This is a genomic window from Streptomyces sp. CNX435 (assembly GCF_059570575.1).
Genome location: NZ_JCANTA010000007.1, coordinates 37,921 through 63,922 on the forward strand (window position 1 = coordinate 37,921; position 26,002 = coordinate 63,922).

General features: G+C 68.3%; 27 protein-coding genes. 3 read left to right on the forward strand and 24 right to left on the reverse strand.

Going from position 1 to position 26,002, the window contains the following annotated elements:
* Positions 1 to 42: 42 nt before the first annotated feature.
* Both T328_RS14455 and T328_RS14460 read right to left on the reverse strand, forming a co-directional pair.
* The gene (locus T328_RS14455; protein WP_496496427.1) at positions 43 to 510 is read right to left on the reverse strand and encodes a hypothetical protein; all 468 of its coding nucleotides are present in this window, start codon (positions 508 to 510) and stop codon (positions 43 to 45) included.
* Between the two features lie 95 nt (positions 511 to 605).
* The gene (locus T328_RS14460) at positions 606 to 1,496 is read right to left on the reverse strand and encodes a Rossmann-fold NAD(P)-binding domain-containing protein (RefSeq protein WP_496496428.1); all 891 of its coding nucleotides are present in this window, start codon (positions 1,494 to 1,496) and stop codon (positions 606 to 608) included.
* A 71-nt stretch (positions 1,497 to 1,567) separates the two neighbouring features.
* Between T328_RS14460 and T328_RS14465 the strand changes: the two genes are divergently transcribed.
* Positions 1,568 to 2,518, forward strand: coding sequence for a GlxA family transcriptional regulator (locus tag T328_RS14465; protein WP_496496429.1), 951 nt, complete (start codon positions 1,568 to 1,570; stop codon positions 2,516 to 2,518).
* Positions 2,519 to 2,524: 6 nt separating this feature from the next.
* On the opposite strand, the gene T328_RS14470 is transcribed toward T328_RS14465, so the two are convergent.
* The 13 genes from T328_RS14470 to T328_RS14530 form a co-directional block, all read right to left on the reverse strand.
* The gene (locus T328_RS14470) at positions 2,525 to 3,679 is read right to left on the reverse strand and encodes a hypothetical protein (protein WP_496496430.1); all 1,155 of its coding nucleotides are present in this window, start codon (positions 3,677 to 3,679) and stop codon (positions 2,525 to 2,527) included.
* A gap of 9 nt (positions 3,680 to 3,688) precedes the next feature.
* Positions 3,689 to 4,369, reverse strand: coding sequence for an endonuclease V (locus T328_RS14475; protein ID WP_496496431.1), 681 nt, complete (start codon positions 4,367 to 4,369; stop codon positions 3,689 to 3,691).
* A gap of 64 nt (positions 4,370 to 4,433) precedes the next feature.
* Positions 4,434 to 4,802, reverse strand: coding sequence for a hypothetical protein (locus T328_RS14480; protein WP_496496432.1), 369 nt, complete (start codon positions 4,800 to 4,802; stop codon positions 4,434 to 4,436).
* Between the two features lie 207 nt (positions 4,803 to 5,009).
* Positions 5,010 to 5,636: a hypothetical protein gene (locus tag T328_RS14485; RefSeq protein WP_496496433.1), complete on the reverse strand. Its 627-nt coding sequence runs from the start codon at positions 5,634 to 5,636 to the stop codon at positions 5,010 to 5,012.
* A gap of 97 nt (positions 5,637 to 5,733) precedes the next feature.
* Positions 5,734 to 6,384, reverse strand: coding sequence for a hypothetical protein (locus T328_RS14490; protein ID WP_496496434.1), 651 nt, complete (start codon positions 6,382 to 6,384; stop codon positions 5,734 to 5,736).
* Positions 6,385 to 6,428: 44 nt separating this feature from the next.
* A complete protein-coding gene (locus T328_RS14495) occupies positions 6,429 to 7,016 on the reverse strand; it encodes a hypothetical protein (RefSeq protein ID WP_496496435.1) in 588 nt (195 codons plus the stop codon).
* 21 nt (positions 7,017 to 7,037) lie between these two features.
* Entirely contained in the window at positions 7,038 to 7,634 is a 597-nt protein-coding gene (locus tag T328_RS14500) for a hypothetical protein (protein ID WP_496496436.1), read from the reverse strand.
* Between the two features lie 21 nt (positions 7,635 to 7,655).
* On the reverse strand, positions 7,656 to 8,891 hold the full coding sequence (locus T328_RS14505) for a putative T7SS-secreted protein (protein WP_496496437.1): 1,236 nt from the start codon (positions 8,889 to 8,891) through the stop codon (positions 7,656 to 7,658).
* Positions 8,888 to 9,190 carry a hypothetical protein gene (locus tag T328_RS14510; RefSeq protein ID WP_496496438.1) on the reverse strand — a complete coding sequence of 101 codons (303 nt, stop codon included), beginning with the start codon at positions 9,188 to 9,190 and terminating at the stop codon, positions 8,888 to 8,890. Before T328_RS14510 ends, T328_RS14505 begins: the two co-directional genes overlap by 4 nt.
* Positions 9,191 to 9,209: 19 nt before the next feature.
* Positions 9,210 to 10,298, reverse strand: coding sequence for a hypothetical protein (locus T328_RS14515; protein WP_496496439.1), 1,089 nt, complete (start codon positions 10,296 to 10,298; stop codon positions 9,210 to 9,212).
* Complete coding sequence (locus tag T328_RS14520) at positions 10,286 to 10,939, reverse strand: hypothetical protein (protein WP_496496440.1); 654 nt, start codon at positions 10,937 to 10,939, stop codon at positions 10,286 to 10,288. The genes T328_RS14515 and T328_RS14520 overlap by 13 nt, the downstream gene beginning before the upstream one ends.
* A gap of 379 nt (positions 10,940 to 11,318) precedes the next feature.
* Positions 11,319 to 11,705 carry a PIN domain-containing protein gene (locus T328_RS14525; protein WP_496496441.1) on the reverse strand — a complete coding sequence of 129 codons (387 nt, stop codon included), beginning with the start codon at positions 11,703 to 11,705 and terminating at the stop codon, positions 11,319 to 11,321.
* On the reverse strand, positions 11,702 to 11,965 hold the full coding sequence (locus T328_RS14530; protein ID WP_496496442.1) for a hypothetical protein: 264 nt from the start codon (positions 11,963 to 11,965) through the stop codon (positions 11,702 to 11,704). The genes T328_RS14525 and T328_RS14530 overlap by 4 nt, the downstream gene beginning before the upstream one ends.
* Here T328_RS14530 and T328_RS14535 point away from each other — a divergent pair.
* The gene (locus tag T328_RS14535; protein ID WP_496496443.1) at positions 11,964 to 12,143 is read left to right on the forward strand and encodes a hypothetical protein; all 180 of its coding nucleotides are present in this window, start codon (positions 11,964 to 11,966) and stop codon (positions 12,141 to 12,143) included. The genes T328_RS14530 and T328_RS14535 overlap by 2 nt on opposite strands.
* Before the next feature lie 85 nt (positions 12,144 to 12,228).
* A complete protein-coding gene (locus T328_RS14540) occupies positions 12,229 to 12,657 on the forward strand; it encodes a pyridoxamine 5'-phosphate oxidase family protein (RefSeq protein ID WP_496496444.1) in 429 nt (142 codons plus the stop codon).
* 239 nt (positions 12,658 to 12,896) lie between these two features.
* Here T328_RS14540 and T328_RS14545 read toward each other — a convergent pair whose 3' ends face one another.
* The 9 genes from T328_RS14545 to T328_RS14585 all read right to left on the reverse strand — a co-directional run bounded on the left by T328_RS14545 (position 12,897) and on the right by T328_RS14585 (position 25,988).
* The gene (locus T328_RS14545) at positions 12,897 to 14,249 is read right to left on the reverse strand and encodes a hypothetical protein (RefSeq protein ID WP_496496445.1); all 1,353 of its coding nucleotides are present in this window, start codon (positions 14,247 to 14,249) and stop codon (positions 12,897 to 12,899) included.
* The gene (locus T328_RS14550) at positions 14,242 to 15,876 is read right to left on the reverse strand and encodes an NAD(P)/FAD-dependent oxidoreductase (RefSeq protein ID WP_496496446.1); all 1,635 of its coding nucleotides are present in this window, start codon (positions 15,874 to 15,876) and stop codon (positions 14,242 to 14,244) included. Before T328_RS14550 ends, T328_RS14545 begins: the two co-directional genes overlap by 8 nt.
* 265 nt (positions 15,877 to 16,141) lie before the next feature.
* Positions 16,142 to 16,372 carry an anti-sigma factor family protein gene (locus T328_RS14555; protein ID WP_496496447.1) on the reverse strand — a complete coding sequence of 77 codons (231 nt, stop codon included), beginning with the start codon at positions 16,370 to 16,372 and terminating at the stop codon, positions 16,142 to 16,144.
* 196 nt (positions 16,373 to 16,568) lie between these two features.
* On the reverse strand, positions 16,569 to 17,762 hold the full coding sequence (tuf, locus tag T328_RS14560; RefSeq protein ID WP_027771071.1) for an elongation factor Tu: 1,194 nt from the start codon (positions 17,760 to 17,762) through the stop codon (positions 16,569 to 16,571).
* A 197-nt stretch (positions 17,763 to 17,959) separates the two neighbouring features.
* Positions 17,960 to 20,080 (reverse strand): elongation factor G, encoded by a 2,121-nt coding sequence (gene fusA, locus T328_RS14565; protein ID WP_496496448.1) that lies wholly within the window; start codon positions 20,078 to 20,080, stop codon positions 17,960 to 17,962.
* Positions 20,081 to 20,119: 39 nt separating this feature from the next.
* Positions 20,120 to 20,590: a 30S ribosomal protein S7 gene (gene rpsG / locus T328_RS14570; protein ID WP_496496449.1), complete on the reverse strand. Its 471-nt coding sequence runs from the start codon at positions 20,588 to 20,590 to the stop codon at positions 20,120 to 20,122.
* Positions 20,591 to 20,592: 2 nt separating this feature from the next.
* On the reverse strand, positions 20,593 to 20,964 hold the full coding sequence (gene rpsL / locus T328_RS14575; protein WP_003948652.1) for a 30S ribosomal protein S12: 372 nt from the start codon (positions 20,962 to 20,964) through the stop codon (positions 20,593 to 20,595).
* A 289-nt stretch (positions 20,965 to 21,253) separates the two neighbouring features.
* Positions 21,254 to 21,727 (reverse strand): DUF1707 and DUF4190 domain-containing protein, encoded by a 474-nt coding sequence (locus tag T328_RS14580; protein WP_496496450.1) that lies wholly within the window; start codon positions 21,725 to 21,727, stop codon positions 21,254 to 21,256.
* A 334-nt stretch (positions 21,728 to 22,061) separates the two neighbouring features.
* Complete coding sequence (locus tag T328_RS14585; protein WP_496496649.1) at positions 22,062 to 25,988, reverse strand: DNA-directed RNA polymerase subunit beta'; 3,927 nt, start codon at positions 25,986 to 25,988, stop codon at positions 22,062 to 22,064.
* Between the last annotated feature and the right edge of the window lie 14 nt (positions 25,989 to 26,002).

Below are 26,002 nucleotides of genomic sequence, written 5' to 3' on the forward strand. Positions count from 1 at the left end.
CGGCCCCCGCCGGAAGCGCCGGACGCCTCCAAAGTCGAGCGGTTAATCGGTCCCGTAGACGGCGGGGCACGGGGGCTGACTCTCGCCGTCGAGCCAGTATGGGTGATCGAGTTTCAGGTCACCTTGGTCTTTCACGACGGACACGTCATGGGTGTAGGTGGTGCCGTCGCGATACGTGCCCTTGATGCGCAGTGCTCGATCGCCGCCCGCCTCCCACGATTTGAGGATCGCCGGCATTTCGTTGTCGGGCCACGGGCAGTAGGCCGCGGCATTGGCGAACTCATCGAGGCAGGAGCCGGTGCTCTGCGCGATGTGTTTCCGGCAGTAGCTCTTGATGCTGCTGGAGTTCGGGCCGACGTCCTCCACCGCTGCTTTGAACTCGTCCCGAGCCTGCTCGTCCGCGCTCTTCCCGCAGCCGGCGGCCCCCGCCGCCAACGCCAACGCGGCGACCGCCGCCGCGAGTGCACGTCCTTGCCGTAATGCCACGACCCTGCCCAGGGAGATCGACACGGAGCACCTCCAACATCGGGCCAACCGCCCAACCCCATTGTGTGCACCGCATGTTAAGGGCGGGGCTCCGGGACCGGTCCCGGAGCGGGCTGCCCCTACACCACCTCCCGCAGCACCTCGTCCGCTGCCGTAGCCGTCACCCCGAGGACCTTCTCCGTCTCCGCATAGTCGACGGCGAACGGGTGGCCCGGCTTCACGAGCACCTCGTGCATTTCCGCCCAGAAAGGCTCCGTCAGCGCGAGGAGAGAAATCTCCCGTTCGGTCATCTCCGCCATCCGCGGCTCCGGGGCGCCGGCAAGAGCCGCCAGCCGCGTGGCCAGTTCCCGTACGGACAGCGTCGACGTCGGGGCGTGCCAGGCGCGGCCGTAGGACCGCTCGTCTCGGCTCGCCGCGACCAGCGTGCGGGCGGTGTCGGTGATCGCCGAGTAGCTGTGCGGTACGTCGAGTGGCTGCGGCACCAGGGCCAGCCGGCCCGCCAGGACCTGCCCCTGCACCATGAGGCTGAACACCGAGAAGGCTCCGGCGCCGTAGAACTGGGCGGCCCGCACCTCCGTGACCTTCACCCCCGAAGCGACGGCCTCCTCCCAGACCCGCGCCCGGGCACGGCCCTTGGGGCCGGTCGCGGCGAGCGGGAAGTCCGGGGCGATCGGTCCGGCCACCGGCCCGTAGGCGTAGAGGTTGCCGAGCATGACGTACGCCGCACCGCTCCGCCGCACCGCGCGCAGGAGGGACGCCGACAGGATCGGGAACTGCTCGGGCCAGAGGTGGTAAGCCGGGGCGGCGGTGTTGAACAGGGTGACCGCGCCCTCCGTCATTTCGGTGAGCCGGTCGGTGTCGGTCGCGTCGGCGGCGACGCGCTCGACGAGGGGGTGGTCGGGACCGCCGCCGGTCCGGCTGATCATCCGTACCCGCTCGCCGTCCTCGGCGAGCAGCAGAGCGGTCTTCGACGCGGTGGCTCCGCGCCCCACGATCACATGAGTTGTCATACGGACGACGGTGCCTCCGCGCGGCCTCGTACGATAGTGGCCTGAATGCCAAGCGTCCGGAGGTTCAGGCCATGCACCGCATCGCCGCGGTTACCGTGCAGCCCGTGCTGAGCTTCGACGTCTCGATCCCGCTCATGGTGTTCGGCAGCGTTCCTCAGTACGAGATGCGCGTCTGCGCGGTACGGTCCGGGGCGATGGAGACCGTCGGCGGGCCCGACATCGTCGTTCCGTACGGGCTGGAGGGGCTGGACGGCGCCGACACCGTGATCGCCGTCGGCAGCGGGGGCGAGGAGGCGCCCGCGGAGGTTCTGGACGCGCTGCGGAAGGCGGCGGCCGGCGGCGTACGGATCGCGTCCCTGTGCACGGGTGCGTTCGTCCTCGCCCAGGCCGGCCTGCTCGACGGGCTCCGCGCCACCACCCACTGGGGGCTGGCCGACGACCTCGCCGCCCGCTTCCCGTCCGTCGACGTACAGCCCGACCTCCTCTTCGTCGAGGACGGCGGGATATACACCTCGGCAGGCGCGGCTGCCGCCATCGATCTGTGCCTGCACCTGGTCAGCGTCGACTTCGGCGCGGCGATGGCCAACACGGTCGCGCGGCTCGCGGTCGTCTCGCCCGTACGGCCGGGCGGGCAGTCGCAGTTCATCGAGACGCCGCTGCCCCCGGAACGCGGCACGTCACTCGCCCCCACGCGCGCGTGGGCGCTCGAACACCTCGATCTCCCGCTAACGCTCACGGATCTGGCCCGGCACGCGCAGACCAGCGTGCGCACGCTGACGCGCCGCTTCCGCGCGGAGACCGGGCTGAGCCCGTTGCAGTGGCTGCTGCAGCGGCGTATTCACCGGGCCAGGGAGCTGCTGGAGACCACCGGGCTGCCCATGGACCAGGTGGCGGAGAAGAGCGGCCTGGGCAGCGCGGATTCGCTACGGAAGCACATGGTCGGCCAGGTCGGTCTGACGCCCACGGCGTACCGTGCGAGCTTCAACGGGAGCTTCAACCGGGCCCGTACGGGGGCTCGCTGAGAGGTGTCAGGCGCGGTGGCGCGCCGTGTAGGGCGGGAACGCGGCGGGGTCGGTGAAGTCCAGGTCCGCGTCGGGCCAGCGGCGGCGCAGCAGGGCGGCGGTGCGGCGGGCCCAGCCGGTGAGGTGGGGGAAGGCGCGGTGGCTCGCGGCGGTACGGGCCGCGGCCTCCAGCGTCTCGACGAGCTGCGGCCGGCCGCGGTCACCCCGTACGCGGGCGTCGAGCGCCCCGGACCGCTGCAGGCGGGCGACCGCCCAGAGCAGGCACACCGCCGCCAGCCCGCGTCCGTACCGCCGGTCGTCCTCGGCCTCGGGCACGCCGCGGGCGAGGGCGCGGCGGTGGTGGCCGGCGAGGCCGGTGGCGACGGGGTCGCCGACAGTCATCCACATCGGGCCGGGGACGTGCAGGCAGACGGCGTCGAGGAGGGCGTGGGTGTAGCCGGCGGACTCGAAGTCGATGAGGCGGGCGTCGGCGGGGCCGGACTCGTGGACGAGGACGTTGTTGGTCTCCGCGTCGCCGTTGCTGAGCGCGAGGAACGGGCCCGGGTCGCTCAACTCGGCGAGAGCCTGCCCGAATTCGTCCGCGACCCGCCCGGCCAGCGGCACGCCGAGCGCCGCGGCGTGCGCGGGCGCCAGGTCCCCTAGCCGGGCGAACCGCGCCGCGTCGTCCACCGCCGGATCCGTAGGCCCGAGCGAAGCCCGTCGTACGCGGTACCCGCCGGCGTGGCCGGCGGTCGCCGCGCTGAGCTCGCCGCGGGCGCGGGCGAACGCCGCCAGGCGGTCGGCGTGGCCGGCGGCGCCGTCACGGCGGAGCAGGCCGCCGAGGGCGGCGCGCGGCGCCAGATCCTCCAGCACGACGATCCCGGCGGCCAGGTCGGCGGCGACGACGCGCGGGGCGAGCGCCAGACCGAGGTCGTCGGCGAGGAACCGCAGCGCGGCCACCTCCGTGTTCAGCCGCCAGGGCTCGGTACGGGTCTCGCCAGGCCCGTCACGTACCCACTTGACGACGACGCTCCGCGGAGCGGCCACGCCGCCGAGCGTCACGCGCACGACCGCCCAGGGCTCCAGGCGCTCCCAGGCGTCGACGCGGACCGGCGAGGAGAGGAGATCCGTCAGGAGGGTCTCGACGGTGGCACGCCGAGGTATCGCGCCGGCAGCAGGCATCGGCGCAGTTTACGACGCTCGCAGCGCCCGGCGGCACAGCTTGTCCGCGACCCTCGTCGTCTCGGGGAGGCGATACCGCCTCGCCAGGGTGAGCGTGAACGAACACGCGTCGTCCACCCCGGTCAAGTGGCCGGCGGACACGTACACCGGTTTCACACCGGTCTGCGTACGAAGTGCACGCCCGACCGCCTCCGTACCATCCAGCAGAGGCGTCGACGAACCCCGCTCCTCTCCCGGCACGTCACACCGGAAATAAAGCGGATTCTTCGCCACCCCGAACGACGGAATCCCGGTCAGCACCCCCAGATGGCTCGCGAGGCCGACGCGGCGGGGATGGGCGATCCCGTACCCGTCGCACACGAATACATCCGGCGGACGATCCAGTTGCCGCAGCGCGGCCACAACCGCGGGGATCTCCCGAAAAGCCAACAGGCCGGACACGTACGGAAACTCGATCCGCGAAACAGCGGTCACCGAATCGACAACGTCCAGACTCCCCACATCCAGCACGGCAACCGCCGCCGCACACACCCCCGCCTCGTCGTCGTACGCCACATCGACCCCGGCCGCCGTCCGCCACCCCGACACGCCGGACACCGACCCGACGCGCACCAGCCCCCGCAACCGCTGCTGCTCCGCCACCGCCTCCTCGACACCCCCCGGCTGGCACAGCCGCCCGGCCAGTTCCACTCGCACCCTCCTCCAGCCGTCCGCCACGCACCGACGCCGCCCAGTCTGCCTGCGCCCGTTGCGTTCAGTCCTCCCAGTCCAACTGCGGCTCGGGAACCCCGATGGAGCGCGCATACGCCATTGCCCGGCGCCGGCCCTCTGCTTGCCGGCGCGGATAGCGGAAGACCGCGCCGGCGAAGACAACGAAGGCCTCGGCGGCAGTGTTGTAGTTGACGTACCAGCCTCCGGTGGGAGCCAGGCAAGCAGCCATCTGCTCGGCGAGACGCTCAGCGTCGGCTTCCTCCGCGGCGAAGTCCAGGAGAGTCCAGCACGGCGGTTGTCCGGCTGCCGGGTGCTCCACCTCCACTCGCGCAATCCTGGTGACCTGCAGCGGGACCCCGGCCAACTCGGCTCCGCCCCGCAGGCTTTCCGCGACCAGCACGCCTTCCAGCACTCGATCTCCCTACGACCTCGAAACGACGTGAGTAACGAGTACCTGTGGCAGCACGACCATCGCAAGCAGCTGGCGAGGCCGATCGGAGACGGGTCATACCGTGCACCCGGACTGTGTGGCTTCCGACCCCACACCCAGGCGGTCACCAGCGTCCCGCAGCGAAGCGCGTGACACCGTGAAGGCCGACGCGGGCCCACGCGCTCAGCGTCATGGGCCAGTGCGCTCTCCCCACCCGCCGTAACCAGCATCGGGGCGGGGAGGGGGCATGAATCCACGCTCGATCGCTTGTTGGAACTCGTATATCTCGATCGTGCGCTGGCCGCGCCGTTGTCGCTCTGTGGTTAGGGAAGGGCTGAGAACCCCCCAGACCACCAGGGGTACTGCTGAATACACAAGGGGAATCAGGACGACCAGATCGCTCCGGAACTGCCATCCGACGGCCACGAGCAGCGCCGCAAGCGTAAAGATCGCCTCCCGTGCCCCCCGCTTGTCCTTCAAGAATTCCTGATGATAGCGCTCACGTGCAGCTTCCATCGGTTCGATGCGCGGGCCAAGGTGAGGTGGGAGGCGAACGAGCGGTTGAGGCTTGCCGACGACTTCGTGAATTCGGTAATAACCGATGGCCCAGCTTGCCCTGGCCCGCACTTCCGGACGGTCATCGCGCTCGAACTCAAGCCGGATCGACGCGCGAGAATGCTGGACGCCGGTCAATTTGTAACCGAACTCGTAGCCTATATCCACAGCTCGTGGAACTCCATCGGGATCGAAGCCGGTCCAAAAGATGGTGGCGGTCCTACGCCCATCGAAGTGCCGGACGACACGGCTTTCCTTCATGGCCCACTGTCACCTCCCGCCACTGACACAGCATCCTAGGTGTTCTCGACGGCCGCCCCGATAAAACATGTGGGCGTTGCCGCCAAGCCAAGGAAGTTCACCGACTCCTATCGTCCCGTTCACCCTGCTGAGTGGGAGGAGGCGGCGGTGGAGACGGAGGCGGGGGAATCCCGCCGATAGACGCCTGCTGACGGTCGTACCGGGCCACAAGATCGGCGTCTCGCTGCTTCATTTCGCGTAACCATGAGGGAGCGAACCAGGCCCCGGCGGCCAGCAGCCCCGACAGCACAAGCGCCGCCGCCACAGCGATGAAGGAGTTGTCTCGCAAGTTCCAGGCGGCAAGCAACATGGCTGCCACGGCGATCCCCAGTACCACCACAAGCGGCGCGGGGCCGACGTCACCGCGCACCACCATGTTCCGACGTGCACCAGCTGCCTCGCCAGGGCTGACCCATTCACCGCCCGCATGGACAGGGGTTGGGGACCAGCCACGTCTCGGTGGCGTGCCGGGCAGCGGAAGAAGCGTCGCCGCCGCCGAGGCGGCTCGCTTTCTTCCCTGCGGTGTGTTGTCGAGACGGAAGACGAGCCGATACTCCCCCTTGTTCGGGTTCCCGGCACTGACCAGCTCATAGCCGAAGTAATGAGCAAGAGCAAGGGCGTAGTCAGAGCCCTCCGCCCTGAACCCCCTGAACGAGAACGTCACCGTGGGCCGCCCGTCGAAGTGCGCAGCAATCTCAGCATCTTTCACGAAACCGTCCCTCCCACTCCGGCACCGCGCCGCCAATGCCCCACTCAGCCGTCCTCTGGTTCCTCGTCGAACTCGATGCTCTTCAGCAGGGACACGAGGTGCTGCGCGTACGTGTCCCAGTGGTCCAGATCCGGAGTCTGGAAGGCGACAACGACCATCTCCTCGCGGCCGGCCGACAGTTCGGGAGGCACCGGAACGAGTGCCTGGAACTCCCCGACCGGCAGCACGGCATCGCCGTCTGCGGGCAGGCCGACCTGCCGCACGAAGACGGACGCCGGCCCGCAGGGTAGGTCGAACGGCTTGGCCGCCACCGCATCGGCCTCAGAATCGAGCAGAACGTTCACGAGACCCCGCGAGGCAAGGTGGGCGTCACCGTAGGCGAGCGGCTGAGCAGCCACGAGCAGTACGCCGAACCACGGCCGGCCCTCCTCCCACTGCCAGAACGCCCCCGCGTACATGGCGCCGATCGCTTGCAGTGCAGCGGACCACTGCTGGAGCTGGACCGCTTGGTTCTCCGCTTCGTCGCCCGCGACTCCCACCGCGGAAGCGGGACCCGCCACAAACTCGCGGGCCTGAGCCGGAGTCAGCCCGACAGGAATCGGACTGTAGCCCCCGGGGACCTCGAATGTCATAAGCGCCATACGATTTCGCCCTCAGCCTTGAATACTAGGAGGAGGCGGCGGCGGGATGAACCCTCGCTCAACCGCCTGCTGCAGATCGAACGTTTCCACCGTCTGCTGATACCTCCTGAGACGCTTGCTGGGCAGCCAAGGAGAAATAGCCCCGGCCAGCGCCAGGGAGCCCCCAATGATTAAGACCGGAATAACAACTGCCAATTTGTCATGATAGCGCCAGACTGCAGCCACGACCAACACAGCAATAAATGCGGAAGGGTAAAGGGCAGATGATTTTTTCTCAAATAGCGCTAGAGCATATCGCGCCCACGCCGCTTCCAGTGGCTCAATACGTCGCCCCATGTACTCAGGAAGGCTAAACCGGGGCTGCGGACGCCCCCACCTTCCATGCCTACGGTAGTGATTCACGGACCACTCGGCTCTCCGCCGTGCATGCTCTCGATCATCGCGCTCGAATACAAGCCGTGTTGCACCTCGCCCAGGAAAGACGTGAACTAGCGTGTACCCGAATTCATAGGCCATATCGGCCATCATTGGGCTGTCCGAGCCTGTACCGGTCGTGATGTCTGCGGTATGGCGCCCGTCGAAATGCGCGATGATTTCGGCATCGTCCATACTTCAGCACCTCCAGTCAGGTCAGGCGGACTTCCACGCATTCTCAACCGCGACGAGCATGACATGCCCGCCGGGAAGGAACATCTCTGCTTTCTGCCGATTATCCCGTGGGGCGAAGTTTTCGAATACCTTCGGGTTCATTATGAGCCCAACCGCCGAGTCAGCCAGACCGAGCACCGACGCTCCCTTTGCGTGGCGACTTCCTGCAATCGCCTGCCCTGTCTTCCCGATAAACCGCGCATTCGCCCCGAATGGTATGGCGCCCACCACATCTTGCGCTAATGTGCGATCTGAGACATCGGCCCCTGCTGCTCGCGCAAGGCCGTGCGTGACCAAGGCGATAGCTGCTGTACCGGCCGACACCTCACTGAGGGCGACTGCAATCGCCCCGAGGTGGGGAATCTTAGTTACCGCAGCAGCGGCGTAGAACGCCATGGAGACAGCGCCGAGAACCGCGCTAACGGCAGCGAACACGTCTCCGACGGCCGCGATGTTGGCGGCGTGGTCCTCGATCCACTGGATGAGATCGTCGGCGAGCTTGGCGATGCCCTCCGTCACCGTCTCCAGGTACTCGCCGAACGAGCCGGAAAGATCGCTGATCGTGTCGCCGATCTTGTCGAACAGCCCGGGCTCGTCGGGGGCGATCTCCATCGCGCCGTGGAGGCGGTTCGCGACCATGTGGCCCTCGGCGCGGTAGTCCTCGGCCAGCGCACGGGCGCGGCGGCGCACGTCTTCCAGCCTCACGGATGCGTCGTCGACGGCGCCTTGCGCCTCTCGGCGCTGCTCCTCCTCGCGGGCCCGACCGGCCTTGTCCCCTGCCGTGCTGGCTTGCCGGTACCGGTCCGGGGAGTTCTCGTCCGAGGGCTTGTCGTCGTCTCCGGTGGCCGCGTCCAGCCTGCGCAGCGCCTTGCTCAGTTCGCGCTCGGCGTCCTCGGCCTCCCGCTCCAGCCGACGTGCCGTCGCCTGCTGGGTGCGCATGTACCGGGCCCAGCCCTCCAGGGCGTTGGCGGCCATGCCGAACGAATCACGGGCCTCGTCCATCTTGGGCCGGAAGTCGTCCTCGAACTTCTCCCGGAACGCCTCGGCCGCTTTGCCTTTCCAGTCGCCGGGCCCGGTCCCGTGCAGCACGTGGGATATCTCCGACAGTGCCCGTGCCGTCCGCCCCACCACCCTGGCGACATCCTCCGCACCCCGCACATCACCCGGGCAGGGCATGAACCCGAGGGACGAGAAGTCGGCCGGCTGTAACGCGCTCATCCCCTCCCTCCACCCCGCCCCGGAAGGGCATCCGCGAGCTCGGAGTCCACGCGCTGAAACTCCTGCTTGACCTTCAGCAGAGCCTCGGACGCCGCGTCGGAGAACTTCTCGATCTGCCCGATCCCGTACGACCATTCATCGCCGAATTCATCCATTCGGTTGGCCAGCACCTCCACGCCCATCGACCAGCCGTCGACGTCTTCCATCTCCCGTCCCGGCCGCTTCATCAGCTCCGAAATACGCTCGATGTTGCGCCGGACCCGGTCGAGGGTCTCCATCTCCACGTACAGATCGCTCACGTGCCCCTCCTTGCGCTCGTCAGCGGACGACGGACTGGATCTCGTCGACCTCCAGGTCCGTGGTCGCGCCGAAGGAGCCGTCGGGCAGGTCACCGCCGGTGGCGCCGGAGCCTTCCCACTCGATGGACCAGGTGATCGTGGCGCGGAACGGGTAGGTCTCGCCGTCCGGCGTGGCGCGCAGGTAGGTCAGCCCGCAGGGCGGAGTCTCCTCCGCCGATCCAGGGGTGTACGGAGTGCCGATGGAACCGTCGTCGTTGATGGGGCAGGTGCCCGAGGAGGGGTACAACTCGGCGTCATCGGTGCCGGGGTCGAGGGTGAGCGACACCGGAGTGGCGGTGGTCCTGGCCCACAGGTCAAGGACCGGCACCTCGGCGGTGACCGAGACGGGTTCGAAGGTGGCGTCGTCCAGCCAGGCCCAGGTCGGGAGATTCACCTTCTGCGCGTTCTGGGCGTCGGGCTTGAGGCTGATCTCCGTATCCGGCACCCGGATACGGTCGTACGCAAGCCCTGCGAGGACCTCCGGCGTCACCGCGTTCTCAAACTCCGCCGGCGGCGGATCGCCTGTGTCCACCCAGAACGGCCCGTCATCGCACTCCAACGCACCCGGAACCCCGGCACCGCCTTCTGGCACGTAGCCGTCCCACCAGTAACCGTCGTCGGACTTCGCCATGTTGAAGTCCTCGTACGTCCCCGGCTCGTCCCCACCGTCGGCGTACTTCGCCCGCTGCTCGGCGTCCCACTGGTATCCGGTGGACTCCGCGGCCCAAATGTCCTCCATCTCCTGCTTCAGCTGCTTGGGCGTGTACTGCGGCGCATACCAGCAAGGCGGCGGCGACCAGTCCCCCACGGGATCCAACGCCCCGCCGGACCCCCCAGAGCCGCCCCCGGCCCCGTTCTCCGACTCGTCAACCACGACCCCGCCAACCTCGGCGTACAAGTTCTGCCCTTGTGCACCACCGTCAGCCTGCTCGCCACCGTCGTCGCCGCCACCACCGAAATCGGCACCGCCGGGTGTCTCATCCGCGGACGCGGAGAGCGGCTGTGCGACCAGGATGCCGAGCATGCATAACGCGGCCAGGGCCCCGCGGAAGGTCCTCACGGCTGACATTGCGACGCACCCCTTTCCGACACAACCTGCTCGGTGATCCACACGCCGTCATCGTTCTTGCGTAGCTTCGTGTTGTAGACGAGGTAGCTGTCCTCGGTGACGGGCGTGACGTCCACCTTCCCCGTCTTCAAGGACTTGTTGTATGCCTTGCCCTGGTCTTCGCAGTAGATGAGCGTGGCGGTCCCGTCGTCGTTGATCTCCACCTGCTCGTCATAGAAGCGGTACTTCCCGGTCGTCCGGGACTTCTCGTCTACGAACAACCGGACGAACCGCTCAGCTTCAGCGGCAGCCTCGCCCTCGGTATAGAACAACAACGCATCGTGGGTCGGCTCCTGGTCGGCAATCGCCACGTCGATCGCCTTGATGAGCTGTTCCCCATCCCGCAGCACGGCGTCCTTGTCCGGATCGCCGGTCTCCGCCCACTCGAACTCGTACTTGACATCTTCCGGCAACTTGATCTCCGGTCTGCCCGCTGCCTCCTCCGAAGGGCTCGGCGACGGCGACTCCGTCGCCTTGTCGGCGCCCTGGATCTTGTCGTCCGACGAGGCATCGCCGTCCTCGTCTCCGCCGCAGGCGGTCAGCAACAGGCTCAGGGCGGCGGCAGCCGCCATCGCGGCGGCGGAATGGGCGCGGGGGGACACGATCAACTCCCGGTTACGGTGACGGCACTTCAGGCAGCCGACGCTATCGGAGCCGCAGCGGCCTGCACCACCCCGCATGTGAGCCTGTGGATAACGCGGATGCAGAGGCGCAGTCCGCTACCGCTCGCACCAGGAAATTGGAATTCCATTCCGCATACCGAAAGAGAACGGTTGCCGGAACCGGCAATATGCGAACGCCCTGTTCCGGTTACGCCCCGCTGGGCCTGCAGCCGTCTTTCTCCGGCACCGCGGGGCGCGGCATTCATCGTGCGCCGCCGTCACCGGGACGGGGGTGCCACCGCCCCCGTCATCGCCGGGCCGCGGCACCCTGTGAGGCGCGTCGCAAGGACTTCCGAACGCTGCGCCGGCACACTCGTAGTCAGCGATCGAGATCGAGAAACGGCACCTCGCGGTCCGCGTACGCCTTCGGTTCGACCGTCGCCACCAGCGCCGCAGCGCCCCACTCGGGTAGGTGCCGGGCCGCGTGGATCGCAGCGGCGACACCCGCGGGTACGCCGTCCCGGAGCAGGTGTGCGACGGCGAGCGCGGCCGGATGGTCCAGGTCCAGCATGTGGATGACGTCCAACTGCCCGACCTGCTCGGCGATCCTCGGATGCTCGCGGTCGGCCTCCACCACCGAGTGCACCGGGGCCCACGGCCGCGCATTGGCCTCGACGTGTGCCCGGTGGATCTGCGCGGATACCTGCCGATTCCCCGAAAACGCGAGCAGAGCGGGGGTGTCGAGGACGAGATGGTGCAGGATCACACGGCCGTGCCCTGCTGCCCGGAGAACGCCTCTCGGAGCTTGCGCCCCATCGCCGCGCTCTCCTCATCGCTCACCTCGACGCCGAAGTGCTCTGCCAGGTACGCGCGCGTGCGCTCGGCCCGCTCGCGCGGCTCCTCCTCGGTCAGCGTCGATTCCGCGAACTCCTCAACAAGTGAGCGGATCGATATCCCTCGGGACTCCGCGATCACTGCCAGCCGGTCCCGCACATCGGAGGGCACCCGAATCATCGCGTCAGACATGGACGCAGCGTACGCCGACGTCTACGCCCCCTGGCGAGCCGCGACCGCGACGCCCGCGCCGACCGCCGCCCTCCCCGCCGCGACCACCGTCACGGACACGGCTCCGGCTCTCACCGCAGCCGACGACACCCTGTACATCCCCACCCGTGACCGCCTCATCGCCTGCCGGCTCCCCTGAGGGCCGTCGCGTGACGCGGCGATCGGCCGGCCGGGCCCTCGGGAGAGCATGGTGGGATACGTGACCTCCGATCGGAAAGGCCGTGATGAACACCGACGCTAGTGCGCTGACCGCCGAGGACCTGGAGTTCCTTCGACGCCCCCTGCACGGGTTCTTGTCCGTGGCCGCAGGGCCGCTGCCGCCACAGCCCCGGCCGGTGTGGTTCGAGGCCACCGCCGAGGGCACGATCCAACTGTTCACCGGCCCCGACACGCTCAAAGTGCGTCGCCTACGCCGCGACCCCCGCGCCTCGATCGTCGTCGCAGCCCCGGTGTGTGAACGCGAGCGCTGGCTGTCGGTCGCCGGCCGCACCACGCTGGAACCCGACGGAGCACACGACCTGTGCGCCCGCCTGGCCGCCCGCTACTGGGACCTCGACGACCCGGCCCGCGCCGACGACCTCGCCGAGATGCTGGCCGCAGACCAGGTACGTCTCGTCATCCACCCGGAGACCGTACGTCGCTTCGTGAACTGACCTCTGCGACAACCCTGCGACAACCTGTTCAAGCACGCTTCGAGTACCCGTCACAGCTTCTCCGTCCAGGTCTTCCAGTTCCACCGACCAGACATCGGGCTGCACATCATCTTGCATGACCAGCACAACGCCACCGCCGCACCCGAGGTCACGAACTCACCCACACTGACGACCCGTCAGGCGAGTACACTCAGAAACCCAGCCCTGACCAGCAGCGACAGCAAAGCGCAACTGGAGTACTAGGCGACCAGGATGGGCATGAGCAGAGCCACGCAGGTGATCAGGCTCCACAGAGCGGGGGCCGCGCTCAGGGTCTGGGCGTGGCGCGCGGTCGCCCTGGCCGCGGCCGCGTCGCTGCGGGTCAGGTGCCAGGGGCTGACCCGCTCCTCCAGCCGCTGGTACACCAGGCCGAGCACGGCGCCGTAGGCGAGGTGGCCGACGAGAGAGGGAAAGGACTCGGCCAGTTCGGAGGCGCTCCACCGGGGCGCGGCACCCAGCAGCAGGGGAAGCAGCGTCAGGTTGCCCAGGTTCCACCAGAGGAACCCGTAGGACACACCCCAGCCGATCGCCGAGGCCGGATCGAAGCTGCGACGGCGGAAGAAGACCGCGTAGGTGACGCCGACGATCTGGGAGATCAGCAGGTGGACGACGACGCCCACAACCGCGGAGCCGGAGCCGATCAGGGACGCAACGGTCGGCAGGAATCCCACGGCGACCATGACGCCGGTGAACACCGCGCCTCCGGCCAGCCCGGCGACGACGCCGTGCCAGATCGAGATCACCCGGCCGCCGGCCGCCAGGCGGCCCTCCAGAGCATGGCGCACGTCATCGGAGAACACCGTGCGCGCCAGACCGCCCAGCCAGCAGGTCAGCAGGGCCGCACCGGCTCCGAGCAGGACGTAACCGGGCAGATCCGCCACGGCGGAACGCACCGCAGCCGCCGACCACCGCAGCCCGTCGCCGTCCAGCAGCGGCGAGACCGTCACCGCCGCGAGCACCCACCACACGAAACCGAAGGCGGCGCCGCGGATCAGGGCGGGGCCGCTGCCCTCGCGGACATCGCCGAAGATCAGCGCGTACGAGGCACCGGCCAGCGCGCCGACGATCAGCCCGTGCCAGCCGAGGCCGAGCACCGGGGCGACGAGCAGCCAGGCGGCCGACGCGCGCACCAGCAGACCGGGCCTGGGCCTGAACCGGTGCTCTTTGCGCGAGAGCAGGGCGAGGCCCGCGGCCGTGGACGCTCCGTAGGCCAGGTGCCCGAAGAGGCTGGGGATCAGGTCCTGCGCCGTCGCCACGTCCCACGCCACGGGCTCGTCCAGCAGGATCGGCAGCAGCGTCAGCGGCCCGAGGAACCACCACAGCACGCCGTACGCGAGCCCCCAGAACAGCAGTTCGCGCTGGCGCGCCACCAGCATGCCGAAGATGCTCCCGACGATCGCCGCGATCAGCAGGTGGACGGCGAAGCCCACGGCGGACGAGTCGGTTCTGACGATCGCCGCGACAGTGGGCAGGAACCCGATTTCCGCCATCACCGCACCGAAGACCAACCCTCCAGCGAGGCCGGCGAGGGCGCCGAATGCGGCGTTACGCATGACGGTCATCCTTGGTCGAGAAGGCGATGTCCCTGGGAAAGACCAGGTCGAGGGTCCAGTCGGCGAGTACGCGCAGCCGCTTCTCCGCACCTGGCAGCTTGCTCAGATAGACCGAGCGCCACAGGATCCAGGCGAGGAAGCCGGAGACCCGCCGGCCGCCGATCTCTCCGGCCGCCGTACGGTGCCCCAGCGAGACCAGCACGCCGAGCCCGCCGAAGCGGAACGGAGTGGGACGGCCTCCGCCGAGAACCGCGGCGATGTTCCCGGCCACCGCCTTGCCTTCGCGGATCGCGTGCTGCGCGGTCGGCGGGTAGACCCCACCCTCCGGGTCGGGGATCTTCGCGCAGTCGCCCAGCGCCCACAGGCCGGGCACGTCGGGGACCTGCATGGTGGGTTCCACGGCGGCCGACTTCGGCAAGATCTGCTGCACCAGCGGGTTCGGCCGGTTGCCCGCCGTCCAGGCCAGCGTGCGGGTCGGGATGGCCTCGCCGGAGTCCAGCGTGATGTCCTCGGCGGTGGCCTTGCTCACGCGCGCGCCGAGGCGGAACTCGATGCCGCGTCCGCCGAGTTTGCGCTGCGCGTAACCGCCGAGCAGCGGCGACAGCTCCGGCAGCAGCCGCTCCCCCGCGTGCACGATCACGAATCTGGGCTGCAGCCCGTGCAGCCGCGGATAGAAGTGGAGTACGTCGTGTACGAGGTCGAACAGTTCGGCCACCAGCTCCGTCCCGGCGAATCCGCCGCCTGCCACCACGAACGTCAGCAGCCTGGCCTGCTCGGCGGGGTCCGGTTCGAGATCGGCCTGCTCCAGCGCGCCCAGCACGTGATTACGCAGCCTGGTGGCGTCCTGGACGGACTTCATCGGGAAGGCGTGCTCGCCCACTCCCGGAAGGTCGAAGAAGTGAGGTACCGCACCAACTGCCAGGACCAGTTGGTCGTACGGCACGCGGAGCATCTCCTCCTGACCGGTGCAGACGTAGGCGTTGCGGGTCTGCGTGTCGATCGAGGCCACCCGCCCGTGCAGGAAGGAGGCATGGTTGAGCCCGGCACGCACCGGGGCGCTCACGTGCCGGGCCTCCACCGTGCTTGAGGCGACGCCGACCAGCAGCGGGGTGAACAGCAGGAAGTTGGAGTCGCTGATCAGCGTCACGTGGGCGTCGAGCCCGCGGCCGACCCGCCGGTCCAGTTCACGCGCGGCCCCCACTCCGCCGAAACCACCACCCACGATCACCACATGAGGCTTGGCCCGCGAGGGCTCCGGCCGGGGCGGGCGCCAGCGGGAGAGGGCGTGGAGGGCGAGCCCGGCGATCGCGCCGAACAGGGCGGCGCCGACGAGCTCGTCGAAGCGCGACACGGCCACCTCGATCGTCCAGGACGGCTTCTCCCCCTCCACGGCGGGAGCGAGGGTGAGTGTCCACGTCACCCAGTCGAGCAGGCCGACGAGCAGACCGACGGAGAAGGCCGAGCCGTTGCTCTGTCTGTGGTCGCCGAAGAGGACTCCCAGCACGGCTCCCAGCACCACCGTGTGCGCTGCCCACGGGAACCACGACGGATCCGTCACGACCGCCACGATCACGCCTGCTGTCAGTCCGGCGATGATGCCGAACAGGAGTCTTCTGAGCAAAGTCATGGATGTCTCCGGTAGTCGCACGGCCTCCGCCCGAAGGGGACGAGGGCGAAGGCCATGCGCGATCTGAGGGCTCAAGTGCCCGCCATCAGACGTTCAGTGCGGGCGCGCCCGCCGAGTGTTACAAGCCCTTGGAGGAAGGGCGCAGCGAGCGTGCAGGGCAACCGGAGATCGTGTGGAGCAACCGGAGATGGCGGCAAAGGCCCGGCGAGAACCGGACGTGCCGTGGGGAGGGAGCCGAACTCGGGCTCCTACCAGGTACGGGGGATCACTGCCGCCGCCAGTCCTTGAAAGCGCTGAGCAGCTGCTGCCTGGCGTCCGGTGAGATGCTGTCCGGGGTCAGCTCGCCCGTCGTGGCGATCGTCTGACGGAATTGATCGAGGTAACGCTCGCACCTGAGGCATTCCGCCAGGTGCTCGATGAAGCGCCGCTCCTCTTCTTCGGGCAGGGCGCCCTCAAGGAAATCGGTCACGCGCTCTACGACGTCAACGCAGTCCACGCTCGTCTCCTCCCGCCGCGACGTCATAGGCACTCGACAAGTAGCCCCCAGTTTACGGCGCAGAAAGGCCCTGGCCGCCGCCGGCGCCCCACTCCGCCCCTCACCCCCGCCCACACCAAAGACCCCGCCCACGCCAAAGGCCCCGCCCCGCCAAACGAATCGGCGGGCCGGGGCCCCGGGAACGCGTACCGTCAGGTCACTTGAGGATCTTGGTGACCTGGCCGGCGCCCACCGTCCGGCCACCCTCGCGGATGGCGAACTTCAGGCCCTCCTCCATGGCGATGGGCTGGATCAGCTCCACCTTCATGTCGGTGTTGTCGCCCGGCATGACCATCTCCGTGCCCTCGGGGAGGTGCACGACGCCGGTCACGTCGGTGGTGCGGAAGTAGAACTGCGGGCGGTAGTTGTTGAAGAACGGGGTGTGCCGACCGCCCTCGTCCTTCGACAGGATGTACGCCGTCGCCTCGAACTCGGTGTGCGGGGTGACGGTGCCCGGCTTGATGATGACCTGGCCGCGCTCGACGTCTTCGCGCTTGATGCCGCGGAGAAGGAGACCGACGTTCTCACCGGCCTGGCCCTCGTCCAGCAGCTTGCGGAACATCTCGATGCCCGTGACCGTGGTCTTGGTCTTCTCTTCCTTGATGCCGATGATCTCGACTTCCTCGTTCACCTTGAGGATGCCGCGCTCGATGCGGCCGGTGACGACGGTGCCACGACCGGTGATCGTGAACACATCCTCGATCGGCATCAGGAACGGCTTGTCGATCTCGCGGACCGGCTCCGGGATGGACTCGTCGACGGCCTTCATCAGGTCGAGGACGGTCTTGCCCCACTCGGCGTCGCCCTCCAGCGCCTTCAGCGCGGAGACCTTGACGACCGGGACATCGTCGCCCGGGAACTCGTACTCGGAGAGAAGCTCACGGACCTCAAGCTCGACGAGCTCCATGATCTCCTCGTCGTCCACCATGTCGGCCTTGTTCAGCGCGACGACGATGTACGGCACGCCGACCTGGCGGGCGAGCAGCACGTGCTCCTTGGTCTGCGGCATCGGGCCGTCGGTGGCGGCGACCACGAGGATCGCGCCGTCCATCTGGGCGGCACCGGTGATCATGTTCTTGATGTAGTCCGCGTGACCGGGGCAGTCGACGTGCGCGTAGTGCCTCGACTCGGTCTGGTACTCGACGTGCGCGATGGAGATCGTGATACCGCGCTGCTTCTCTTCCGGAGCCTTGTCGATCTGGTCGAAGGCCGAAGCCTCGTTCAGGTCCGGGTAAGCGTCGTGCAGCACCTTGGTGATCGCCGCGGTAAGAGTGGTCTTGCCGTGGTCGATGTGACCGATGGTGCCGATGTTGACGTGCGGCTTAGTCCGCTCGAACTTCGCCTTCGCCACTGGGGTCCTCCTGTGGACTGGTGCTGTACGCCCCCCGCCTCTACGGAGGGGTTCAGGTGGTCGTTCCGAACCGGTCAGGACCCCTAGGGGGATGCCCTTGACCTGTCCGACTGTGGTCGGCGGCCGGGGCACCCGCCGCAGTTCCCGGGGGATCTGCGGCGGTATGCCCCGTATGCCGTTTGCTACAGCCTACGGGTTCACTCGCCCTTGGCCTTCGCGATGATCTCCTCGGCGACGTTCTTGGGAACCTCGGCGTAGGAGTCGAACTGCATGGAGTAGCTCGCCCGGCCGGACGTCTTGCTGCGCAGGTCGCCGACGTAGCCGAACATCTCCGACAGCGGGACCAGACCGGTGACCAGCTTGGCACCGCCCCGGTCCTCCATGGACTGGATCTGTCCACGGCGCGAGTTGATGTCGCCGATCACGTCGCCCATGTAGTCCTCGGGCGTCGTGACCTCGACCTTCATCATCGGCTCCAGCAGGACCGGAGCGGCCTTGCGGGCGGCCTCCTTGAAGGCCATCGAGCCGGCGATCTTGAAGGCCATCTCGGACGAGTCCACCTCGTGGTAGGCACCGTCCAGCAGGCGCACACGCACGCCCGTCAGCGGGTATCCGGCGAGGATGCCGAACTCCATGGCCTCCTGGCCGCCCGCGTCCACCGAGGGGATGTACTCCTTGGGGATGCGGCCGCCGGTGACCTCGTTGACGAACTCGTAGCCGTCGCCCTCCAGCGGTTCGAGCGCGATGATCACGCGCGCGAACTGGCCAGAGCCGCCGGTCTGCTTCTTATGCGTGTACTCGTGCTTCAGCACCGGCCGGCGGACCGTCTCGCGGTACGCCACCTGCGGCTTACCGACGTTCGCCTCGACCTTGAACTCGCGCTTCATACGGTCGACCAGCACGTCCAGGTGCAGTTCGCCCATGCCCGAGATGATGGTCTGACCGGTCTCCTCGTCCGTCTTGACCCGGAAGGACGGGTCCTCCTCGGCGAGGCGCTGGATCGCTACGCCCAGCTTCTCCTGGTCGCCCTTGGACTTCGGCTCGATGGCGACCTCGATCACCGGGGCCGGGAAGTCCATCGACTCCAGGATCACCGGCTTCGCCGGGTCGCACAGGGTCTCGCCGGTGGTGGTCTGCTTCAGACCCATGACGGCGACGATGTCGCCGGCACCCACCGAGTCGATCTCCTCGCGCTTGTTGGCGTGCATCCGGTAGATCTTGCCGATGCGCTCCTTGCGGCCCTTCACCGAGTTCTGCACCTGCGAGCCGGAGTTCAGCCGGCCCGAGTAGACCCGGATGAAGGTCAGCTTGCCCAGGTGCGGGTCGCTGGCGATCTTGAAGGCGAGCGCCGAGAGCGGCTCCTCCTCCGAAGGCCGGCGGACGATGACCTCGTCGGGGTTGTCGACGGCGTGGCCTTCGACGCCCTCGACGTCCAGCGGCGACGGCAGGTACCGCACGATCGCGTCCAGCAGGGGCTGCACGCCCTTGTTCTTGAACGCGGTGCCGCAGAAGACCGGGGTGACGGTGGTGCCCTCGCCCTTGCCGGAGTTGATGGTGATGCGGCGCACGGCCGCGTACAGCTGCTCCTCGGTGGGCTCCTCGCCCTCGAGGTACAGCTCCATCATCTCCTCGTCGTTCTCGGCGACGGCTTCGAGCAGCGTGCCGCGCCACTCGTCCGCCGCCTCCAGGTGCGTCTCCGGGATGTCGACGACGTCGTACGCCTCGCCGAGCTTCGCCTCGGGCGACCAGACCAGGGCCTTCATCCGGACCAGGTCGACGACGCCCTTGAAGTCCGCCTCGGTGCCGATCGGGATCTGCATGACCAGCGGGGTCGCGCCCAGCCGGTCGGTGATCATGTCGACACAGCGGTGGAACTCGGCGCCCGTGCGGTCCAGCTTGTTGACGAAGCAGATGCGCGGGACGCCGTAGCGGTCGGCCTGGCGCCACACGGTCTCGGACTGCGGCTCGACGCCGGCGACGCCGTCGAACACCGTCACCGCACCGTCGAGCACGCGCAGCGAACGCTCCACCTCGATGGTGAAGTCGACGTGGCCCGGGGTGTCGATGATGTTGATGGTGTGGTCGACCTCGTCGAGCGGCCAGTGGCAGGTCGTCGCGGCAGACGTGATCGTGATGCCGCGCTCCTGCTCCTGCGCCATCCAGTCCATCGTGGCTGCGCCGTCGTGGACTTCACCGATCTTGTACGAGACACCGGTGTAGTACAGGATCCGCTCGGTGGTGGTCGTCTTGCCCGCGTCGATGTGCGCCATGATCCCGATGTTGCGGACCTTGGCCAGGTCAAGTGAAGTGGTGGCCATGTTGGCTCAGTCTTCTCTCTCGTAATACGGGGTTCTCGACTACCAGCGGTAGTGCGCGAAGGCCTTGTTGGCCTCGGCCATCTTGTGGGTGTCCTCGCGGCGCTTGACGGAGGCGCCGAGGCCGTTGCTGGCGTCCAGCAGCTCGTTCATGAGCCGCTCGGTCATCGTCTTCTCGCGGCGGGCGCGGGAGTAACCCACGAGCCAGCGCAGCGCGAGCGTGGCGGACCGGCCGGGCTTGACCTCGACCGGGACCTGGTACGTCGCGCCGCCGACCCGGCGGGACTTGACCTCGATGGCCGGCTTGACGTTCTCCAGGGCGCGCTTCAGGGTGATCACCGGGTCGTTGCCGGTCTTGTCGCGCAGGCCCTCCATGGCGCCGTAGACGATGCGCTCGGCGGTGGAGCGCTTGCCGTGCAGCAGCACCTTGTTGATCAGCGAGGTCACCAGAGGAGAGTTGTAGACCGGGTCGATGTGCACCGGTCGCTTCGGGGCGGGGCCCTTACGAGGCATGGTTACTTCTCCTTCTTGGCGCCGTAGCGGCTGCGGGCCTGCTTGCGGTTCTTGACACCCTGGGTGTCGAGCGAACCGCGGATGATCTTGTAGCGAACGCCCGGCAGGTCCTTCACACGGCCACCGCGCACGAGCACGATCGAGTGCTCCTGGAGGTTGTGCCCCTCCCCCGGAATGTAAGCGGTGACCTCGATCCCGCTGGTCAGACGCACACGCGCGACCTTACGCAGGGCCGAGTTCGGCTTCTTCGGGGTGGTGGTGAACACACGCGTGCACACGCCGCGGCGCTGGGGCGAACCCTCAAGCGCGGGCGTCTTGTTCTTCTCGACCTTGTCCTGCCGGCCCTTGCGGACCAGCTGCTGGATCGTAGGCACCGTTTCTCCGGTTTCTGTGTGCCGATCTCGATACTTCTAACCTGGGGTTTTGTCCGTGAAGACCGGCCGGCCCCCGACCCACGCGGTCGGGTGTGTCGCAAGCCCCGAACGTCCCCGCCAATATCACGGGGAAGTGCAGCTCTTCGGTGTCACAGCCTCGGCGCCTTCGCGGGAGCGCCCCGCGCACGCGAAGACCCGGGGACACCCCAGGCACAAGGTCAGAGCGTACCTACAGCTACCCGCTCCGGTCAAAACAAAAAGACATAAGGGACGGCGAACTCGGGTAACCTTATGCGCCGCTGCTGGCCACGGCCGCCACGATCAGCGCGATGAACGCCACGAAGCTGAGCGCCAGATAGCCGATGACCAGGCCCGCCAGCGCCATCCCGTCGCCCTGCTCGCCGGTCCTGCGGATCTCGGCGCGCGCCTTGTGCCCCAGGATGATCGCCGGGATGAACGTCACGCCGACCACCGGCACCAGCGCCCCGCACACCAGCGCGCCGACCGCCGAGCTGTTCGTGGACCGCGGCGGCGGCAGGACGGGGACGGGCTGGAACGTACGCGGCACCACGGCCGGCATCGTCGGGATGCCGATCGGGCCCTGCGGCAGGTCCGAGATGAGCGTGTGCAGCTCGCCGTACGTCTGCGCCTCGTACGCCCGCGACATGCGCTGCTCGTACTCCGGCTGGGTGAGCCTGCCCTCGGCGAACCCGGCCTTGATCACGTCGACGGTCCGCTCCCGGTCGGCGTGCGAGGCACGCATGGACGGAGGCCGGCTTTGGTCCCACGGCTGCATGGACACTCAGGAACCTCCCCACCCGCGGTCTCCACGTACCGCGTGCTTTCTATTGTGCTCGACGCACGGGGCGCCGAGGGAGTTCCGGCGCGGGGCCGCGAAGTTCGTACCGCGGCCGTGCGCCCCCTGTACACCACGTTGTCCCGTTCGCGCGTTGTTTCATGGTAGCCCCGTGCAGCACGTTGCTCCCCCCTGGGGCGGCCGGGACCCCGTACGACCGTCGCAGAGGCCCCTGGAACGCCGCTGGGCGGCTCTCCCGGGGGAGAGCCGCCCAGCGGTCCGTACGGCGACGGAGGCCGCCTTACTGGTTGTACGGGCCGTAGTCGTAGTCCTCCAGCGGGACCGCCTGGCCGGAGCCGGTGCCGAAGGGCGAGTAGTCGATGTCGTCGTAGCCGACGGTCGAGTACATCGCGGCCTTGGCCTCCTCGGTGGGCTCCACCCGGATGTTGCGGTAGCGGGAGAGACCCGTACCGGCCGGGATCAGCTTGCCGATGATCACGTTCTCCTTGAGGCCGATCAGGGAGTCCGACTTGGCGTTGATCGCCGCGTCGGTCAGCACCCGGGTCGTCTCCTGGAACGACGCCGCCGACAGCCACGACTCGGTGGCCAGCGACGCCTTCGTGATACCCATCAGCTGCGGCCGGCCGGAGGCCGGCTGCCCGCCCTCGGCCACCACGCGGCGGTTCTCGTGCTCGAACTTCGAGCGCTCGACCAGCTCGCCCGGCAGCAGCTCCGCGTCGCCGGACTCAATGATCGTCACCCGGCGCAGCATCTGCCGGATGATGATCTCAATGTGCTTGTCGTGGATGGACACGCCCTGGCTGTTGTAGACCTTCTGCACCTCGCCGACCAGGTGGACCTGCACGGCCCGCTGGCCGAGGATGCGCAGCACGTCGTGCGGGTTCTCGGTACCCACGGTCAGCTTCTGGCCGACCTGGACGTGGTCGCCCTCGCCGGCGGTGAGACGGGCGCGCTTGGACACGCCGTACGCGACCTCGTCGGAACCGTCGTCGGGAGTGACGACGACCTTCTTGGTCTTCTCCGTCTCCTCGATCCGCACCCGGCCCGCGGCCTCCGAGATCGGCGCCACGCCCTTGGGCGTACGGGCCTCGAAGAGCTCGACGACACGCGGCAGACCCTGGGTGATGTCCTCACCCGCCACACCGCCGGTGTGGAAGGTACGCATCGTCAGCTGGGTGCCGGGCTCGCCGATGGACTGGGCGGCGATGATGCCCACGGCCTCGCCGATGTCCACCAGCTTGCCGGTGGCCAGCGAACGGCCGTAGCACATGGCGCAGGTGCCGACGGCGGACTCGCAGGTGAGCACCGAGCGGGTCTTGACCGTCGCCACGCCGTGGCGGATCAGCTCGTCGATGAGCACGTCGCCCAGGTCGGTGCCGGCGGGGGCCAGCACCTTGCCGTCGACGACGATGTCCTCGGCGAGGCAGCGCGCGTACACCGAGGTCTCGACGTCCTCCTCCTTACGGAGAACGCCGTCGGCGCCGGTCGACGCGATCGCCAGCTTCAGACCGCGGTCGGTGCCGCAGTCCTCCTCGCGGATGATCACGTCCTGTGAGACGTCCACCAGACGCCGGGTCAGGTACCCGGAGTCGGCGGTGCGCAGCGCGGTGTCGGCGAGACCCTTGCGGGCGCCGTGCGTGGAGATGAAGTACTCCAGCACGGACAGGCCCTCGCGGAACGAGGACTTGATCGGCCGCGGGATGGTCTCGTTCTTGGCGTTGGACACCAGGCCGCGCATGCCCGCGATCTGGCGCATCTGCATCATGTTTCCGCGCGCACCCGAGTTGACCATCATGAAGATCGGGTTGGTCTTCGGGAAGTTCTCGTTCATGGCCTCGGCGACCTCGTTGGTCGCCTTGGTCCAGATCGCGATCAGTTCCTGAGTGCGCTCGTCCTTGGTGATCAGGCCGCGCTCGTACTGCTTCTGGACCTTCTCGTCCTGGGCCTCGTACCCGGCGATGATCTCCTTCTTCGCCTCCGGGACGACGACGTCCGAGATGGCGATGGTGACGCCGGAGTGGGTGGCCCAGTAGAAGCCCGAGGACTTCAGGTTGTCGAGGGTCTGCGCGACGAGGACCTTCGGGTAGCGCTCGGCGAGGTCGTTGACGATCTCGGAGAGCTGCTTCTTGCCGACGGTGTAGTGGATGAACGGGTAGTCCTCGGGCAGCAGCTCGTTGAAGAGCGCGCGGCCCAGCGTCGTACGCAGGCGGAACGGGTCGCCCGGCTGCCAGTCCAGGTCGGCGCCTGCCCCTCCCCCGACGCCGTCGTCCGATTCCGGCACCGGCGGCGTCCAGCCGCGCGGCGGCACGGAGCCGACCGGGAAGCGGATGTCGACGTTCGCCTGCAGGGACAGCTCGCCGGCGTCGAAGGCCATGATCGCCTCGGCGACCGAGGCGAACGACCGGTCCTCGCCCTTCTTCTCACCCTCGATCTCGTCGGTGGTGAGGAAGAACAGCCCGAGCACCATGTCCTGGGTGGGCATGGTGACCGGCCGGCCGTCGGCGGGCTTGAGGATGTTGTTCGAGGACAGCATGAGGATGCGGGCCTCGGCCTGCGCCTCCGCGGACAGCGGCAGGTGTACGGCCATCTGGTCGCCGTCGAAGTCCGCGTTGAACGCGGTGCAGACGAGCGGGTGGATCTGGATGGCCTTGCCCTCGACCAGCTGCGGCTCGAACGCCTGGATGCCGAGGCGGTGCAGCGTCGGCGCCCGGTTCAGCAGCACCGGGTGCTCGGCGATGACCTCTTCCAGCACGTCGTACACGACCGTGCGGCCGCGCTCGACCATCCGCTTGGCGCTCTTGATGTTCTGCGCGTGGTTGAGGTCCACCAGGCGCTTCATCACGAACGGCTTGAAGAGTTCCAGCGCCATGGCCTTGGGCAGGCCGCACTGGTGCAGCTTCAGCTGCGGGCCGACGACGATGACGGAGCGGGCCGAGTAGTCGACGCGCTTGCCGAGCAGGTTCTGCCGGAAGCGGCCCTGCTTGCCCTTGAGCATGTCGGACAGCGACTTCAGCGGACGGTTGCCCGGCCCGGTCACCGGCCGGCCGCGGCGGCCGTTGTCGAACAGCGCGTCGACGGCCTCCTGCAGCATGCGCTTCTCGTTGTTGACGATGATCTCGGGCGCGCCGAGGTCGAGCAGCCGCTTCAGCCGGTTGTTGCGGTTGATGACGCGGCGGTACAGGTCGTTCAGGTCGGAGGTCGCGAAGCGGCCACCGTCCAGCTGCACCATCGGACGCAGGTCCGGCGGGATCACCGGGACGCAGTCCAGCACCATGCCGTTGGGGCTGTTGCGGGTGTGCTGGAACGCGGAGACGACCTTCAGCCGCTTCAGGGCGCGGGTCTTCTTCTGGCCCTTGCCGGTACGGATGATCTCGCGGAGCTTCTCCGCCTCCTCGTCCAGGTCGAAGGACTCCAGGCGCTTCTGCAGCGCCGCGGCGCCCATGCCGCCCTGGAAGTACGTGCCGAAGCGGTCGCGCAGCTCGCGGTAGAGCAGCTCGTCGCCCTCCAGGTCCTGGACCTTGAGGTTCTTGAAGCGGTTCCACACCTCGTCCAGGCGGTCCAGCTCGCGCTGGGCCCGGTCGCGGAGCTGCTTCATCTCGCGCTCGCCGCCCTCGCGCACCTTGCGGCGCACGTCGGCCTTGGCGCCCTCGGCCTCCAGCTCGGCCAGGTCGGCCTCCTGCTTCTTGGCCCGGGCCTCCAGGTCGCCGTCGCGGCGCTGCTCGATCTGCTGGCGCTCGACGGAGATCTGCGCCTCCAGCGACGACAGGTCGCGCTGCCGGCGCTCGTCGTCCACCCACGTGATCATGTAGGCGGCGAAGTAGATGACCTTCTCCAGGTCCTTCGGCGCCAGGTCGAGCAGGTAGCCCAGGCGCGACGGGACGCCCTTGAAGTACCAGATGTGCGTGACGGGCGCGGCCAGCTCGATGTGGCCCATCCGCTCCCGGCGCACCTTGGCGCGGGTCACCTCGACGCCGCAGCGCTCACAGATGATGCCCTTGAAGCGGACGCGCTTGTACTTGCCGCAGTAGCACTCCCAGTCCCGGGTGGGGCCGAAGATCTTCTCGCAGAAGAGGCCGTCCTTCTCGGGCTTGAGGGTGCGGTAGTTGATGGTCTCGGGCTTCTTGACCTCGCCGTGCGACCAGGTCCGGATGTCGTCCGCGGTCGCCAGGCCGATCCGCAGCTCGTCGAAGAAGTTGACGTCGAGCACTCTCGTCAATCCCT

Bases quoted from the DNA above. Each gene is read 5' to 3' on its own strand.
- T328_RS14460 (WP_496496428.1), bottom strand. From the start codon at position 1,496: ATGACAACTCATGTGATCGTGGGGCGCGGAGCCACCGCGTCGAAGACC.
- T328_RS14465 (WP_496496429.1), top strand. From the start codon at position 1,568: ATGCACCGCATCGCCGCGGTTACCGTGCAGCCCGTGCTGAGCTTCGAC.
- T328_RS14470 (WP_496496430.1), bottom strand. From the start codon at position 3,679: ATGCCTGCTGCCGGCGCGATACCTCGGCGTGCCACCGTCGAGACCCTC.
- T328_RS14485 (WP_496496433.1), bottom strand. From the start codon at position 5,636: ATGAAGGAAAGCCGTGTCGTCCGGCACTTCGATGGGCGTAGGACCGCC.
- T328_RS14495 (WP_496496435.1), bottom strand. From the start codon at position 7,016: ATGACATTCGAGGTCCCCGGGGGCTACAGTCCGATTCCTGTCGGGCTG.
- T328_RS14500 (WP_496496436.1), bottom strand. From the start codon at position 7,634: ATGGACGATGCCGAAATCATCGCGCATTTCGACGGGCGCCATACCGCA.
- T328_RS14505 (WP_496496437.1), bottom strand. From the start codon at position 8,891: ATGAGCGCGTTACAGCCGGCCGACTTCTCGTCCCTCGGGTTCATGCCC.
- T328_RS14515 (WP_496496439.1), bottom strand. From the start codon at position 10,298: ATGTCAGCCGTGAGGACCTTCCGCGGGGCCCTGGCCGCGTTATGCATG.
- T328_RS14535 (WP_496496443.1), top strand. From the start codon at position 11,964: ATGGACGCAGCGTACGCCGACGTCTACGCCCCCTGGCGAGCCGCGACC.
- T328_RS14530 (WP_496496442.1), bottom strand. From the start codon at position 11,965: ATGTCTGACGCGATGATTCGGGTGCCCTCCGATGTGCGGGACCGGCTG.
- T328_RS14540 (WP_496496444.1), top strand. From the start codon at position 12,229: ATGAACACCGACGCTAGTGCGCTGACCGCCGAGGACCTGGAGTTCCTT.
- T328_RS14545 (WP_496496445.1), bottom strand. From the start codon at position 14,249: ATGCGTAACGCCGCATTCGGCGCCCTCGCCGGCCTCGCTGGAGGGTTG.
- T328_RS14550 (WP_496496446.1), bottom strand. From the start codon at position 15,876: ATGACTTTGCTCAGAAGACTCCTGTTCGGCATCATCGCCGGACTGACA.
- fusA (WP_496496448.1), bottom strand. From the start codon at position 20,080: ATGGCCACCACTTCACTTGACCTGGCCAAGGTCCGCAACATCGGGATC.
- rpsG (WP_496496449.1), bottom strand. From the start codon at position 20,590: ATGCCTCGTAAGGGCCCCGCCCCGAAGCGACCGGTGCACATCGACCCG.
- T328_RS14580 (WP_496496450.1), bottom strand. From the start codon at position 21,727: ATGCGTGCCTCGCACGCCGACCGGGAGCGGACCGTCGACGTGATCAAG.